The sequence below is a fragment of the Halorussus salinisoli genome (assembly GCA_005239435.1).
Taxonomy (GTDB): domain Archaea; phylum Halobacteriota; class Halobacteria; order Halobacteriales; family Haladaptataceae; genus Halorussus; species Halorussus salinisoli.
This window is the reverse complement of record SZNP01000001.1, coordinates 137,886-151,860: the sequence shown is the minus strand read 5'-3', so window position 1 is coordinate 151,860 and position 13,975 is coordinate 137,886. Positions and strand designations below refer to the sequence as shown.

The following is a 13,975-nucleotide window of genomic DNA, read 5'->3' as shown; positions in this document are numbered from 1 at the left end:
AGATTCAGTTGAAGTAGCCCGCGACCTTGTTGCCAATCGGCGCACCTCCCTGCAAGAACAGGGCGAGGCCAATCGAAGTAGCCGCCACTTCCGGGACGTGGTCAGCTAGCGATACTCCAAAAATTAGCATCAGGCCGAACGACGTGGTCGATGCCGAATTAGCATATTTCGATAGCGCGCCGATGTCAAATCTTTCGCTCATGTTACATCACTAATAACTAGCTCGACCCCTATAGGTATTACCACAAGTTATGACATTTAAGTAGAGAACAACCACGGCGCATCAGACGAACAGAAACACGGTTAGAATCAACGCCAACCCCAGACAAGGGGCAAACCCCAGATAATCAACTCGCAGAGTCCTGCGACCACATTACGTCGCCGATGGCGTCGAAGACGCCAAAACCTTTCGGCGAGCGGAGGGAATCACGGTCGACGATGACCTTGTCGTGCGAACCAAATTCGAACGGCCGTCCCTCCCGGGCGACGGTTGCCGCGGTCGCAAGGCCGACGACAGTAAATTCAGGGGAGCCAGCGGCGTCGATGCAGTCCGCCTCGACGAGTACGTACAGGTCAGCGTGGCTGTCTGCGCGCTCCCGGACGAGTAGGTCAGGGTCTGGATAGCGTTCGGCGTAGCGTAGTTTCACGTCGATTTTAGTTCCGTAGGCGATGATGTCACACGAGGCGTCCTCGTCGTCCGTCACACGGCGATGCACGACATCGAGGTCGGTCAGCCAGTCAGACGCAATCTGCTCCGCGACCGCACCGAAAAACACGTCCTGACGCCATTCATCGCGGTCGCGGACGCCACCGTCAGCGTCGTAATCCCACCTGCAGTCTTCGAGCCACGTCATCGCGCGGGCATATTGGTCGTGTGTCGGTCGGCGTGTTAGGGTTGTCTTCATGTCTAAAACCCAATACGTCATCGACCCCTAAATGTTTAATTCGGTATGGAAAACGGTATCTCGCCGCCGAAGGCGGCAAGCGTTGACAACCTAACACACGCCCAGGTTGCTGGGCGATTAGTCATATGGTTGCCACGACTAAATAACTACTGGTAATCAAAAGTGGCGTGGGGACTAACGACCCATCCTCTCACGAACTCGTTCTTCCCGAGTGTGTCGGTCGAGAATCGTGCCCCAGTCTAGTGCCCACTCGTCGTCGCGGGCGTTGAGGCGGTCGTCAAGCGTTGCCCACCCATCCATCCGCGCGACGATGTTCTCAACCAATTCGTCGTCAGTCATCGCGCATCACCGTCGATGTCGCGGACACGACGACGCTCTTGCGATGGGGTCATCATGCTAGGGCCGCGGTGGATTTCCATCACCCGGTCGTTCGCTGACGCAGGTGACGAGTGGATGCTGTCCAACGCATCCCGGTCGCCTTCCGTCTGGCCGACCCAAACCAAGTGGATGTTGGTCAAGACCTCATCCGCGACGACAAATCCATCTTCGTCCGGTAGAGACTCGGTCAAGTCGCCGTCCTTGATTGTGCCGACGATGATGCGGCGGATGCGCGACTCGTCGCACCCCGTCAGACGATGCACCTCGCGCTTGATTTGGGCGATGTTCAAGGCGTCGTCGTGGGTGGATGTCGACCGTACGACACCCGTCACGACGTGTCGCAGTCCATCATCCGTCAGTTCGCAGTCGGTCGTTTGCTGTGCATCTCGGGTCGGTGTTAGGTTGCCTTCGACCATGGTTACGTGTTGTTTCGCTTACCTTATTGGTGCTCCCCGACCACGACCAGACCCGTTCCGCGCGAAGCGCGGAGATGGCACTCAAGTTGTGGTGTATCTGGGCCCAGTCGCCGCGAGAGACCACCTCGGCCAGCGTCTCTACCAGAATCGTCGCCCGCAACCCGTTTAAGCGTGCTTCTATACCTGTCAATTCGTCAGTTCGCGGATGGCCTCCCGCAATTCGTCGTCCTCGTCGTCAGGGTCGTAGTGAGATAGTCTGCTCGCCATCGTGAGTTCGTCATCACTGGGGTCGTCATCACGGAGTGCGCTTGCGACCTCGCGGAAATGGCGACAGACAGTGTCCATATCATCCGTGGTTGGCAGGTCGTCGACATCGACCGGATTATCGGTCAAGTCCACGCCCTCTTCGTCTGCCATGGCTTGGACAGCCTCTTGCACGTCAATCTCTTCTGATTCCGACAGCATTGCTTCCTCTGTGTCCGTAATGACAGGGCCATAGGTCTCGACCAGGTATGGCGTTCTGTGTCCGAAGACGGTGCTAATCAGTTCCTTTCTGTCCCCCATTTTGGCCGCCCCAGTAAACGAAGCGCCACGTCGAACGCAATACCGTGTTGCCGCTTCCAACGCCCCCGTTCGCGCCTTCTGCGTCTCTGCAATCGGACGGTTGGCAAGACGCCTGGGGTCGGTCTCGTCTTCGTCCCACTCGCGGATTTTGCCATCCTGTTCATCGTCGGTCGCGGGGTCGCCCTCGTCCGAGTTGATGGCCCCATCGACCGCATCGGCCAGGTCACCCACAGGAAACAGCGATGTGTCTCCGTCACGAACCCACGTCACGAACCGAGTCATCCGTTCATCGTCGACTGCATCCCACCCCTCGCGGCACGCAGTGGCGAGCGTCTGGAGGTTGGCGAGCCGCTCCGCACGGGACGACCACGGCGACGCCAGCAGTTGGATTAAGCTATCGGCGACGAGGTCGCCCAGACCACGACCTGCGGGCGAGTGGTCAGGTAGCAAATACATGTTGCATTGCTCCTTGCGATAGTTTGGCGGGTGTTGAACAAGGTTTTCATCATCCTCTCCATCGCCCTCGTAGAGTTTTCGCACGTAGTGCGCCCAGCGAGCTTCAACCTCGCACTCGTACTTCGCAGAAAGCGAGAGCAGTTCATCGCGCACGTCGATGTCGAGCATCCGGTCGAGGTCGTCCAGCACGCCCTGCTCGACCGTCATCAGGTTGTCCGAGATTCCATCATAGGCGTCGACATCGCGCAGGTCGCCGAGGATGGCTTCGTTGGCGACTTGTCCGCGGGTCAGCGCGCCATCATCGCCCGAAAGCACGGCGATGGCGATGTGCGCCCAGTAGTCCATGGTGGGTCGCTTCTTGTCTCCTGCGGCGTTGATGCGAAGGGTGGAGGACACGGAATCGTTCGGCGGGGATTGTGTCATACACCTACAATTAGACCACACCCCTATAGCTTTGTTTGTGCCTCGAAGGTACAATTACAGACTGACTATCGTGCTAACTTGTAGCAAGATTGTGAGTTGATACCACGCTCGGAGGGCGGAGCGGCACCCGGTCGAGGACACCGAACGGGTGGGTGACTGGATATATTTTTTTCAGACGAAATGAGTGCGTCAGTCTGAGCGTGGCGAACGGGCCCTGAGCCGAGCGTGCCGATTTGCGGGGACTGACGAGTGCCAGCGCGACGAGTGGAGATGGTGTCGACCGGCGCGGCGAGATGCACGTGGTACTAATTGTACCACGTACTACACAGTAGCACGTTGTACGTTGTACCCCGTACTGTACAATTAGCACCACGTGGCTGTTGCCTAACTGTGGTGCTAACGGTACAATTGTTCAAAAACGGTTTCAGCGGAATTCGTGGGGCGTCAGCTATCGTTACGGCTCTTTGCCTGACTCGTCCAATATCGGCACTCTCAGCGAGGGAGGTCATCGGCACTCATCACCCCACCCACTCATCTCCTCTGAAAAAAATATTTCTGGCGTCACGGCCAGCGCGGTCACCGCATCGTTACGCTGTGGGTTCGCCCGCACGGGCAAGTCGTCGTCGAACCCGGTGCGCTAAGAGAGTGGTCGACCTGTCGGCCGCATCGGCATTTGGTCGTGGCCGTGCCGTGGTCGTCCTCTAGCTCGATTCGGACGCTCATAATTCATTACGTCTTTTAGTCAGAGATGTTAAATGTATTTCCCCTGAATCGGCATACGGAAGACGGAACACGCTTAAACGGGTTGCCGCCCACTCTCCAAGTGCGTCACGACGCACCGGCCTCCCCACTTCCTACCCACCTCCTCTCTCCCCACTCCTCCCTCTGCATCGGTGAATCACTACGTCGCTGACGTATCGAAGCAATCAAATAGTCATCGTCAAGACGGCGAACTGCGGGACGGGTCTGTGCCAGCAGTCGTCTCGCAGGGTCACGGGCCCATAGGGCCCGTCTTTGCATCAGAGATTGTCGAGGAATCCTCGTCGCTGTTCCATCTTCTCGCGCTCGGTTCTCCCGTCATAGTGCTTCTCTAAGACGGATTCGCTAACTTGCGCCCTGTCGCTAACGATTTCGCGGGGCACGTCAGCGTTCAAGTGCGCGGTGATTGCGCCCCGGCGGACAGAGTGAGGGGCGGTCGCCGAAGGGCACTCGTAGGCATAGCTGTCGTTCTGCTTGGCCTTGCACTCGTCCTGGTCGCGGTCGTGCGGACACTCATCCCCCGCCCAGCAGGGGCGTGTCAGTCGGTAAATCCACCCGCGGATGGTGTTGGCCGCCATCCGTCCGTGCTTCGTCGCCAGCAGGGGCTCGCGGCCGTGTTCGTCCGTCACGTCGGGTCGGCTCTCGGCGATGTAATCGTCGATGATGGCGCAGGTCTCAGACTGCAGGGCGACCATCCGCTCGCCGTTCGTTGCGTTCTTCAGTCGGCTTCCTTGGTCTGGTCGGTGGACGAACTTCACGTACTCGTCCTCGGATGAGTAGTCTTTGAGGTCGAGTGACCGGAGCGCGCCCGTTCGGGCCCCAGTCGACCACGCCAACGTGAACAGCACGTGGGGTTTCGAGGCGTATTGGAAGCGGTCGAGGCGTGTCAGTATCGCCTCTGCTTGGTCTTCCGTGACGAGGTGGTCTCGCACGTTCTCGTCGCCACTCAATGTCGGGCTCTCGGCGCTCTCGTGGATGTCGTCTGCGACGTAGTCGAGACGTTCCATGTACCTCAAGAACCCGCGCAGGCAGTCCATGTTCGATTTGAGCGTGGGTTTGGCGAGTTCTCCGTCGCAGTCAGCCCCTTCGTTTCGTCTCCACGATTTGTAGTCGTGGATGTCGCGGGGTGTGATGTCCGAGATGTCGTCGATGTCGTTCTGGTCGCACCAGTCGAGGAAGTAGTTCAGTCGGTAACGGTAGCTACTAATCGACTCGGGCGACAGTTCGGTCTCGCGGTGTTCAAGGTAGATGGTCAGTGCTTGCCTCGGTGATTCTGAGTTCATGGATTCGGTGACCTCCGAACCGCCAGCGCATCCGACGGTCGTGGCCGAGTCAGCCCGCGGGGGCTGACGAGGGAGAGAGCGCCTGAAAGGCGCGATTAGAGTCAAATCCCATCGTGCCCGTGCAACCGTCGTTCTGCACTCAGTCGAACAGAGCTATCGGCTTTGCCTGCCTCCGGTGGTACATAGCAGTACCGAGAGTACGATTTCTCGATTCGAGGGAACGGCGCGGCTAAACGGATTCGGGGGAAGGGGAGACCAGACCAACTCCAACTCAAAACAGGTCGCCGACGTCGTTGATGTCGGACCGACAGAACGGACAGCGATAGTTGGTCTGGAAGTCGTTGCGCTGGGCAACGGTTCGTGTTTCGAGTTCGTGCATTGCGATACTGCGACCACAGTCGGGACACGCTACCTTCGTCACGAGGTTGTGTCTATGGCCCAAACACTTAAATTGCAGTGTAAGATTAGTAGAGAAATCTTACGGCCAAGCCGTACAAAACGTGGGGAACTCGGAGCGGCAGTCAGAGAAGATTGAAATTTGCTTCGGCAGAAGAGGGAGCGACCGCCTGTCGCGTCGAAACACATCGGTGAGAGGTGTGCTCGCTGCGCTCGCGGAACTACTCCTCGAATCCGTCCTCGAACCGGAACGTCCCGTTGCGCTGGACGATTTCCCCGTCGACCTCGATGTAGGAGTCCTCGGCCATGTCCACGATCATGTCGACGTGGACCGCGCTCTGGTTGCCTTCCTCGCCCTCGGGCAGGCACGCCTCGTAGGCCCGGCCGACCGCGAGGTGGACCGTGTCGCCCATCTTCTCGTCGAACAGCATGTTGTAGGTGAACCGGTCGATGTCTCGGTTCATTCCGATGCCGAGTTCGCCGAGTCGGCGGGCACCCTCGTCGGTGTCGAGGACCTGCCCCAACACGTCCTCGTTCTTGCTGGCGCTGTACTCGACCACTTCGCCGTTCTCGAATCGGAGGTAGCCGTCGTTGACCTCGTGGCCTTCGTGGATGAGTGGTTTGTCGAAGAGAACCTCTCCTTCGACCGAATCGGCGACCGGAGCGGTGAACACCTCGCCGCCGGGGAGGTTGTTCTTCGCGTGGTCGTTGATGGTGGTCATCCCCTCGATGCTCATCGTGAGGTCGGTGGTGTCGCCCGAGACGATGCGGACCTCCTCGCCCGCGTCGAGGATTTCGACCATCTGTTCCTGGTGTTCTTTCTGTGCCGCCCAGTCTTTCCCGATGGCCGACCAGACGAACTCCTCGTACTCGTCGGTGCCCATCTCGGCGTTCTGGGCGTCGGCGGGCGCGGGGTACTGCGTGAGAACCCACGTCGTGTCGAGAATCTCCTCGCGGACGGGGAGTTGGGCCTTCCGGAAGGCCGACATGGTCTCGCTGGAGACCGCGCTCAGTTCGGCCACGTTGTCGTGCGCTCGGACGTGAATCCAGACGTCTGCGGCCTCCGCCAGCGCAAGTTCGTGGTCGGGTGCGTCGAGGTCGTCCGCCGCGACCGACCGGAGGAACTTCGTCCGACTCTCGTCCTTGCGCCCGGCGACGTGGAGCGGGAACGCGCCGCGTTCGCCGACGACCTCACAGAGCGCGAGCGTCAGGTCTTCGCCTGCGGGCGGGGCACTGACGACGACGTTGTCGCCAGCCTCGATTTCGGTGGAGTGGTCGACGACGATTTCGGCGTGTTCTCTAACTCTGGAATCCATACGAACACTTGTCCACGAGGAGCGCAAACCCCTTTCGGTCTCGCAAAACGCTTCGCTTCTGGTTCCGCCGAACGCTGCCGGGCAGTCCCCCGAGACCTCAACGGTTCGCCGCCACCGCGGAGTATATGACGGACGGTGCGCAACGAACGCACATGATCGACCTCCGGAGTGACACCGTGACGAAACCCGACGAAGCGATGCGTGAGGCGTCGCGCGACGCCGACGTTGGCGACGACGTGTACGGCGAGGACCCGACCGTCAACGAACTCGAGGCCGAGGCCGCCGACCTCGTGGGGATGGAAGACGCCCTCTACGTCCCGACCGGTACGATGGGCAATCAGGTCGCGGTCCGGACCCACACCGACCGCGGACAGGAAGTCCTCGTGGAGCGCGAGAGCCACGTCTACAAGTGGGAACTCGGCGGTCTCGCCCAGTTGTCGAGCCTACAGGTCCGAACCCTCGACGGCGGCGAGCGCGGGATTCCGACGCCCAAGCAGGTCCGAGACGGCTACGTCGAGGAGGACGGCCACCGACCCGGAACCGGCCTACTTACGCTCGAAAACAGCCACAACAGCAAGGGCGGAGTCGCCATCGACCCGACGAAAATCGACGCCGCCGCCGAGGCCGCCCGCGACCTCGGCCTCCCGGTCCACCTCGACGGCGCGCGAGTGTTCAACGCCGCCGTGGCTCACGACGTACCGCCCGACAGAATGACCGAGAACGTCGATTCCGTGATGTTCTGTCTCTCGAAGGGGCTAGGCGCGCCGGTCGGGTCGATGCTGGCCGGGAGCGAAGCGTTCGTGGCCCGCGCCCGACGCAACAGAAAACTGTTCGGCGGCGGGATGCGGCAAGCAGGAATCATCGCCGCGCCCGGTCTGCTGGCGCTACAGAACGTCGAGCGACTGGCCGAAGACCACGACAACGCCCGCGTGCTGGCCGAGCGACTCGCGGGCGTGGACGGACTCGACGTACAGGACCCCGAGACGAACATCGTCCTCGTGAACACCGAGAGCGCGGGCCTGACCGCCGACGAGTTCCTCGACGCCTGCGAGGAGGCAGGAGTCCTCGGCACTCAGTTCGACACCCACGTCGCGCGCTTCTGCACCCATTGGGACGTAGATAGCGACGACGTGGAAGCGGCAGCAGAGCGAGTCGGCGAGGCTCTCGACTGGAGCAACTAGAGGCGACCTCGCCTCCCGAAGGCTAAAACCGACGTTTCACTCCACTCAAAGCGTTTGTCCGTAGCGAAGCTACGTCCGAGTATGGTGTCGTCAGTTGGAGTCGCCGGTCATCGGCGGCCATTCTGTACACCCTCTCGGAATCCGGTGACCGTCCGCCGGATGAACAGGTACATGAACAGGACGAACCCGAGCAGGATAGCGACGAAGCCGACGACGACCGGATTATTAAAGATGAAGCTGAAGTCCATACGTGAGACAACCGGTCGCCGCCTCAAATTCGTTTCGACGCTCACCGGTCGAGAACGTGATAAAGTTCATGGGCGCAGGGTGTCAATACGAACCCATGGCTGACCTCCTGCCCTCCACGTCGGACGCGACGGCCCCGCAGTCGGCCGAACCGCGGGTCATCGGCGTCGACAGCGACGACGCCGACGACCTGCTCGGGGCGCTCTCCTCCGAGACGGCCCGGGAGTTGTTGGCGGCGCTCCACGAGGACCCCGCGACGCCCTCCTCCCTCGCCGAGACCATCGACACCTCGCTCCAGAACGCCCAGTACCACCTCGGCAACCTCGAAGACGCCGACGTGATACAGGTCGTAGATACCGTCTACTCCGAGAAAGGCCGGGAGATGAAGGTGTACGCGCCCGCCGACCAACCCCTCGTCGTGTTCGCCGGCAACGAGGAGAAGACCACGGGACTCAAGGCCGCCCTCTCCCGCCTGCTCGGCGCGTTCGGCGCGCTCGGACTCCTGAGTCTCGCGGTCCAGCAGGTCTTCGGCGACGGACTCGGCGCGCTGTTAGGTGCCTCTGGCGGCGACGCCGCCGAGACGGGCGGTGACGGCGGTGGGATGTCGGTACAATCCACGGACGCGGCCCAGCAGACTGCGGACGCCGCGGCCAACGCGATTCCGCCGGGCGTCCTCTTCTTCGCCGGCGGCGCACTCGTCCTCGCGCTCGGGTTCGCGTGGTGGTACTACGCGAATCGCGGCGAATGAGCTATCGAGGGCGCAGAATCGGAGAATCGTCGGCATAACTAAAACGAGTTTTTGAGCTTACGGGAAGTATTTGATAAACCCGAACGTAGGGAGTAGTGTACCGCCCCGCTTCGGCCCTCCACCATCGCCGAACCTAACACCTTCGCACGGGGCTACACCCCGACTTCGAATTTTTCGACGACCGACCCGTCACGGTGACGTATCTCGCCTGCAAGAGTCCCGTCCTCCGCGTCCACGGGCCGGAGTTCCGCGTGGGTCGGGATGCCCCCGCGCGGTTGGGCGTGACTGCCGGGATTGAGCAGAAGAACGTCGTCGGCGTCGGTGGCCGCGTGGCGATGGGAGTGGCCGAACACCACCATGTCGGCGGCCTGCTGGCGACCCAGCAGCGAGAGGCCGGTCGGGCCGCGGTCGTCGCCGTGAGTCAGAACGAACCTGACGCCCTCGACCTCGAAGGTTCGCTCGGGCGGGAGACGGTCGCGCACGCCGGGCGTCGCGTTGTTGCCGTAGACGCCGTAGAGGCGGTCGCTGATGGACTCGAAGGCGTCGAGTGCCGCCTCGTTCAGGAAGTCTCCGGCGTGGACGACCACGTCGGCGTCCTCGACTGCCTCCCTCGCGCGACCCTCCAGTTCGTGGCCGGACGTGCTGTGGGTATCCGAAAGAACGGTTATCATGTCTCGGCGTAGGAACGTGAGGGTCCTGAGCGTTCCGCTTGCAATCACTTTCTTATCCGATGGCCGAGAACGTACGGCCAATGGCCGAAAGCAAGTCCGTCGTCATCGCCGCGCTCATCGCCAACGGCGCGATAGCGGTGCTAAAGTTCCTCGGGTTCCTGCTGACCGGGAGCGCGGCGATGCTCTCGGAGACGTATCACTCGGTGTCCGACACCGGCAATCAGGTGTTCCTGCTCATCGGCATCCGGTACAGCAACCGGGACGCGAGTCGGGGTCACCCCTTCGGTTACGGGAAAGCCGAGTTCTTCTACAGCTTCCTCGTGAGCGTCCTGCTGTTCGGTATCGCCGGATGGGAGAGCGCGAAGCACGGCTACAACGCCGTCATGCACCCTCACCCCGTAGACCAGGGGTCGGCGACGCTGCTCGGAGCGACGTTTCCGGCGGTCTGGGTCAACTACAGCGTCCTCCTCGGGGCCATCGCGTTCGAGACCTACGCGCTGAAGAAGGCCTACGCCGGGATGAAGAAGGACATCGAGGAGCACGAGTGGAGCGGACTGGCCGAGGCGTTCAAGAAGACCAGCAACGTGACCACGCTGACCGCGTTCACCGAGGACACCATCGCGATGGCCGGGGCGGGGTTCGCGCTGGTCGGCATCTACCTCTCGCGGGTCACCGGGAACCCCATCTTCGACGCCGTGTCGGCGCTGCTCATCGGCATCATGCTGATGGGGTTCGCCATCGCGCTGGCGTGGGAGAACAAGCGTCTCCTCCTCGGCGAGAGCCTCCCGAAGAGCGAGGAGCAGGAGCTCCGGGAGATCATCGAGGGGTGGGACGGCGTGGCGAGAATCGTGGACTTCCGGACGGTCATCTTCGGCCCGGACGACGTGCTGCTCACCGCCGACGTCGCCTTCGAGAAGGGCATCGCCACCGCCGAGATGGACGAGAAAATTACGGACCTGGAGGACGCGCTGGTGGAGGCCAACAAGAGCGTGTTTAAGGTGTACATCGAACCCGAGTCTCGACAGCGGAGGAGGCAGGACGAGGCGGCGGAGTAAGAACCCCGAGGTCCCGGATTCGATACTTCCACCTGAGAGCGAGAGTTTAAACCCGAAGCCGAGCAAACCCCTCCCGTGGCAGAGACGAACGGGTACATGCGCTTCTTCCCCTACGAGGAGCCGTACGAGAACCAGCGGGAGGCGATGGACCGCATCTACAACGCCTTCTCCCGCGGGCAGGACGTGCTGTTCGAGGGGGCCTGCGGGACGGGCAAGACTCTGTCGTCGCTCGTGCCCGCGCTGGAGTACGCCCGCGAGGAGGATAAGACGGTCGTCATCACGACCAACGTCCACCAGCAGATGCGTCAGTTCGTGGCCGACGCGCGGGCGATTACCGAGGAAGAGCCGATTCGCGCGGTGGTCTTCCGGGGGAAAGGGTCGATGTGCCACATCGACGTGGGGTTCGAGGAGTGTCAGGTCCTGCGGGACAACACCTACGAGGTCGTGGACGCCGAGAGCGACCTGGAGGAGTTAGAGGAGCGCCAGGAGGAGTTGCTGGAAGCGAGCCAGGAGGGCGACGAGCGCGCCGCCGAGGCCCGGAGCGCCGTCATGGACGAACTGGAGCAAGTTCAGGAGACCGTCGAGAGTCTGGAGGAGCAAAACACCTGCGAGTACTACTATAACAACCTCGTGGGCGACAACGACGACTTCTACTCGTGGCTCTACGACGACGTGCGCACGCCCGACGACATCTACGAGTTCGCCGAAGAGCAGACGCTCTGTGGCTACGAACTCCTGAAGGACGGCATGGAGGGCGTCGATCTAGTCGTCTGCAACTACCACCACCTGCTCGACCCGATGATACGCGAGCAGTTCTTCCGGTGGCTCGATAGGGACCCCGAGGATGTCATCACCATCTTCGACGAGGCGCACAACGTCGAGGACACCGCCCGCGAACACGCGACCCGGACGCTGACCGAGAACACCCTCGATTCGGCACTGGACGAGTTGCAGGACTCCGACGACGCCCGGAGCGAACCCGCCTACAACGTCATCTCGGCGTTCCGGGCGGCGCTCGAAGAGACCTACGAGGACAACTTCGGATTCGGCGACCGGGAGAAGGTCGGCGACAACTGGGAGGACGTCTCCATCGCCAACGAGGGCAAGCGCGACGACCTGACGCTCAATTTCCTCCAGCAGTACACCGGCAAGGGAATCGACGCGGAACTCGAACTCGCGGTCCACCTCGGCAAGGAGTTGGACGAGCAGTACGAGGAGGCGTACAAGAACGGCGAGTCCACCACGCGAGAGGAGTGCCAGACTCTGCACGCCGCGAGGTTCGTCCAGTCGTTCATGGACGAGAGCGCGGAGTTGGGCCAGTACCCGGTGGTGTCGGTCCGGCGCGACGAGGCCACCGAGGAGGTGTACGGCCGGGCGGAACTCTACACCTGCATCCCGCGGGAAGTGACCGAAGAACTGTTCGGCGAGGTGTACGCCACGGTGCTGATGAGCGCGACCCTCCGACCCTTCGACGTGATTTCGGACGTGCTGGGGCTAGACGACCCGGTCGAAATCGCCTACGGACTCCAGTTCCCCGAGGAGAACCGACGGACGTTCACCGTCGAGACGCCCGCCCTCTTTTCGAGCGAGCGCGACGACCCCGACACCCAGGAGGCCATCGCGGACGTCCTGCGGGACGCGGTGGAGTTCACGGCGGGCAACACCCTGCTGTTCTTCCCGAGTTACGCCGAGGCCGAGCGCTACTACGACCGGCTCGACCGGGAGTTGAACGCCGCCGACGCGACGCTCTACATGGACGAACCCGGAACGTCGGTCGAGGAACTCCGCCAGCGGTTCGTCACCGACGACGACGCCGCCCTGTTCACGTCGCTCTGGGGCACGCTCGCGGAGGGGGTCAGTTTCGACGGCGACGAGGCCCGGACCGTAGTCGTGGTCGGCGTCCCCTACCCGCATCTCGACGACCGGATGGAAGCGGTCCAGGAGGCCTACGACCGGACGTTCGCCGACCGCTCGGGGCGCGACTCGGGGTGGGAGTACGCCGTCGAGATTCCGACGATTCGCAAGACCCGCCAGGCCCTCGGCCGGGTGATTCGGTCGCCCGACGACTTCGGCGTTCGCGTGCTGGTGGACAAACGCTACACCGAGGCGGGACGCCGGGAGATGGGCAAGTACAGCGTCCGCGAGACGTTCCCTGCCGAGGAGCGCGGCGAGATGCTGGACATTCAGGCCGAGAAACTGAAGTTTGCGATGCTGAACTTCTACAGCGACCAGGCGGCGTGGGACGGCGACCCGCCGACTCCCTGATGGTGCGTTCGAGTTCGTCTGTTCGTGACCTCGAACTGAGAGCGTGACGGGGAATCTATCTACTTCTCGAGCCATTCAGACCGCACAGCACGGCAACCGCACGACACGGCACCGCGACCGCGGCCTCACATCCCCGGCCTCCTCGTTCGCTCCCTCCGGTCGTTCACTCGTCCCTCGCGCGCCTTGGCGCGGTCTCGAACTGCGAGACACCGGCGGACAACCCGCGTCCGCCGAGCAATCGGTCACGTACGTTCCCGACGACCGTCCCAGCGCGCGCCAACCGGGAGGCGGTTGAGAAGACTTCATAGACGTTCTTTGGAAATAAATATATTTCTCTAAGAAATAAGTGTATTGCTCCAAAACGTCCAGTCGGCCACGCTCCGGGCGACGAAATCCTACGCGGGAAGCGAGAACGTGGCGACTTCCTCCCCGTAGGTCGCGTCCCAGAGGGCCATTCGGTTCACGGTCCACGTCACCGGTTCGACTTCGCGCTCGGCGAACTGGCGCGCGGTCTCCACGTCGCCGCCGCGCGCCAGCGTGACGTGGGGCACGTAGTCGTCGCCCTGGAACTCCTCGATGGTCGAGAAGTCCTCGACCAGCAGTTCGTGAACCCGCCGGAGACCCGGACTCTCGACCGCGAGGTAGACCACTGGCCCCGTGCCGACCGGCGGATAAGCGAAGAAGTCGATGCCGGTGATGCGGACCTCGAAAGCCGGTGCGCCCGCGAGCGCCGTGCGGACCTGTTCGCGCAGGCGCGCGGTCCCGCCTGCGGGCGCGTCGCCGAGGCGCTTGCAGAGGAGAGTGTGGTGCTCTCGAATCCTCTCGAATCCGAAGAGCGCGGGACGGAGTTCCTCGGCGAGTCGGGCGACTTCGCCGGGAACCGGGACGTTGAGGCTGTACACGTCGAAATGTC

Annotated in this window: 14 protein-coding genes; 4 read left to right on the top strand and 10 right to left on the bottom strand. The window is 62.2% G+C overall.

Annotated features, from left to right (window positions below; all coding sequences use genetic code 11):
• Positions 1-4 precede the first annotated feature (4 nt).
• From E2484_RS05230 to E2484_RS05205, 7 genes are all read right to left on the bottom strand, one after another.
• Complete coding sequence (locus E2484_RS05230; protein ID WP_137284183.1) at positions 5-202, bottom strand: hypothetical protein; 198 nt, start codon at positions 200-202, stop codon at positions 5-7.
• A gap of 145 nt (positions 203-347) precedes the next feature.
• On the bottom strand, positions 348-905 hold the full coding sequence (locus E2484_RS05225) for a hypothetical protein (protein WP_137284182.1): 558 nt from the start codon (positions 903-905) through the stop codon (positions 348-350).
• Positions 906-1,079: 174 nt separating this feature from the next.
• Positions 1,080-1,244, bottom strand: coding sequence for a hypothetical protein (locus E2484_RS24785; RefSeq protein WP_170977246.1), 165 nt, complete (start codon positions 1,242-1,244; stop codon positions 1,080-1,082).
• The gene (locus E2484_RS05220) at positions 1,241-1,699 is read right to left on the bottom strand and encodes a hypothetical protein (protein ID WP_137284181.1); all 459 of its coding nucleotides are present in this window, start codon (positions 1,697-1,699) and stop codon (positions 1,241-1,243) included. The genes E2484_RS24785 and E2484_RS05220 overlap by 4 nt, the downstream gene beginning before the upstream one ends.
• A 186-nt stretch (positions 1,700-1,885) precedes the next feature.
• Positions 1,886-3,142 (bottom strand): hypothetical protein, encoded by a 1,257-nt coding sequence (locus tag E2484_RS05215; RefSeq protein WP_137284180.1) that lies wholly within the window; start codon positions 3,140-3,142, stop codon positions 1,886-1,888.
• Positions 3,143-4,161: 1,019 nt separating this feature from the next.
• Complete coding sequence (locus E2484_RS05210; RefSeq protein WP_137284179.1) at positions 4,162-5,184, bottom strand: tyrosine-type recombinase/integrase; 1,023 nt, start codon at positions 5,182-5,184, stop codon at positions 4,162-4,164.
• Positions 5,185-5,801: 617 nt separating this feature from the next.
• Positions 5,802-6,896 (bottom strand): aminopeptidase, encoded by a 1,095-nt coding sequence (locus E2484_RS05205; protein WP_137284178.1) that lies wholly within the window; start codon positions 6,894-6,896, stop codon positions 5,802-5,804.
• Between the two features lie 152 nt (positions 6,897-7,048).
• Here E2484_RS05205 and E2484_RS05200 point away from each other — a divergent pair, with 152 nt between their 5' ends.
• Positions 7,049-8,077, top strand: coding sequence for a threonine aldolase family protein (locus E2484_RS05200; RefSeq protein ID WP_137284177.1), 1,029 nt, complete (start codon positions 7,049-7,051; stop codon positions 8,075-8,077).
• Positions 8,078-8,184: 107 nt separating this feature from the next.
• Here the strand turns inward: E2484_RS05200 and E2484_RS24780 are convergent, their stop codons facing one another.
• A complete protein-coding gene (locus E2484_RS24780; protein ID WP_170977245.1) occupies positions 8,185-8,325 on the bottom strand; it encodes a DUF7859 family protein in 141 nt (46 codons plus the stop codon).
• Positions 8,326-8,420: 95 nt separating this feature from the next.
• Here E2484_RS24780 and E2484_RS05195 point away from each other — a divergent pair, with 95 nt between their 5' ends.
• Entirely contained in the window at positions 8,421-9,071 is a 651-nt protein-coding gene (locus E2484_RS05195) for an ArsR/SmtB family transcription factor (protein ID WP_137284176.1), read from the top strand.
• A 152-nt stretch (positions 9,072-9,223) separates the two neighbouring features.
• Here E2484_RS05195 and E2484_RS05190 read toward each other — a convergent pair whose 3' ends face one another.
• Complete coding sequence (locus E2484_RS05190) at positions 9,224-9,742, bottom strand: metallophosphoesterase (protein ID WP_137284175.1); 519 nt, start codon at positions 9,740-9,742, stop codon at positions 9,224-9,226.
• Between the two features lie 80 nt (positions 9,743-9,822).
• Between E2484_RS05190 and E2484_RS05185 the strand changes: the two genes are divergently transcribed.
• Together E2484_RS05185 and E2484_RS05180 are read left to right on the top strand one after the other, a co-directional pair.
• The gene (locus E2484_RS05185; RefSeq protein ID WP_137284174.1) at positions 9,823-10,797 is read left to right on the top strand and encodes a cation diffusion facilitator family transporter; all 975 of its coding nucleotides are present in this window, start codon (positions 9,823-9,825) and stop codon (positions 10,795-10,797) included.
• A 75-nt stretch (positions 10,798-10,872) separates the two neighbouring features.
• Positions 10,873-13,062 carry an ATP-dependent DNA helicase gene (locus E2484_RS05180; RefSeq protein WP_137284173.1) on the top strand — a complete coding sequence of 730 codons (2,190 nt, stop codon included), beginning with the start codon at positions 10,873-10,875 and terminating at the stop codon, positions 13,060-13,062.
• Between the two features lie 395 nt (positions 13,063-13,457).
• Here E2484_RS05180 and E2484_RS05175 read toward each other — a convergent pair whose 3' ends face one another.
• A complete protein-coding gene (locus E2484_RS05175; RefSeq protein WP_137284172.1) occupies positions 13,458-13,964 on the bottom strand; it encodes a 2'-5' RNA ligase family protein in 507 nt (168 codons plus the stop codon).
• Positions 13,965-13,975: the final 11 nt, after the last annotated feature.

Coding starts and splice junctions, on each gene's coding strand:
- E2484_RS05230 (WP_137284183.1), bottom strand. CDS start 202: ATGAGCGAAAGATTTGACATCGGCGCGCTATCGAAATATGCTAATTCG.
- E2484_RS05225 (WP_137284182.1), bottom strand. CDS start 905: ATGAAGACAACCCTAACACGCCGACCGACACACGACCAATATGCCCGC.
- E2484_RS24785 (WP_170977246.1), bottom strand. CDS start 1,244: ATGACTGACGACGAATTGGTTGAGAACATCGTCGCGCGGATGGATGGG.
- E2484_RS05220 (WP_137284181.1), bottom strand. CDS start 1,699: ATGGTCGAAGGCAACCTAACACCGACCCGAGATGCACAGCAAACGACC.
- E2484_RS05215 (WP_137284180.1), bottom strand. CDS start 3,142: ATGACACAATCCCCGCCGAACGATTCCGTGTCCTCCACCCTTCGCATC.
- E2484_RS05210 (WP_137284179.1), bottom strand. CDS start 5,184: ATGAACTCAGAATCACCGAGGCAAGCACTGACCATCTACCTTGAACAC.
- E2484_RS05205 (WP_137284178.1), bottom strand. CDS start 6,896: ATGGATTCCAGAGTTAGAGAACACGCCGAAATCGTCGTCGACCACTCC.
- E2484_RS05200 (WP_137284177.1), top strand. CDS start 7,049: ATGATCGACCTCCGGAGTGACACCGTGACGAAACCCGACGAAGCGATG.
- E2484_RS24780 (WP_170977245.1), bottom strand. CDS start 8,325: ATGGACTTCAGCTTCATCTTTAATAATCCGGTCGTCGTCGGCTTCGTC.
- E2484_RS05195 (WP_137284176.1), top strand. CDS start 8,421: ATGGCTGACCTCCTGCCCTCCACGTCGGACGCGACGGCCCCGCAGTCG.
- E2484_RS05190 (WP_137284175.1), bottom strand. CDS start 9,742: ATGATAACCGTTCTTTCGGATACCCACAGCACGTCCGGCCACGAACTG.
- E2484_RS05185 (WP_137284174.1), top strand. CDS start 9,823: ATGGCCGAAAGCAAGTCCGTCGTCATCGCCGCGCTCATCGCCAACGGC.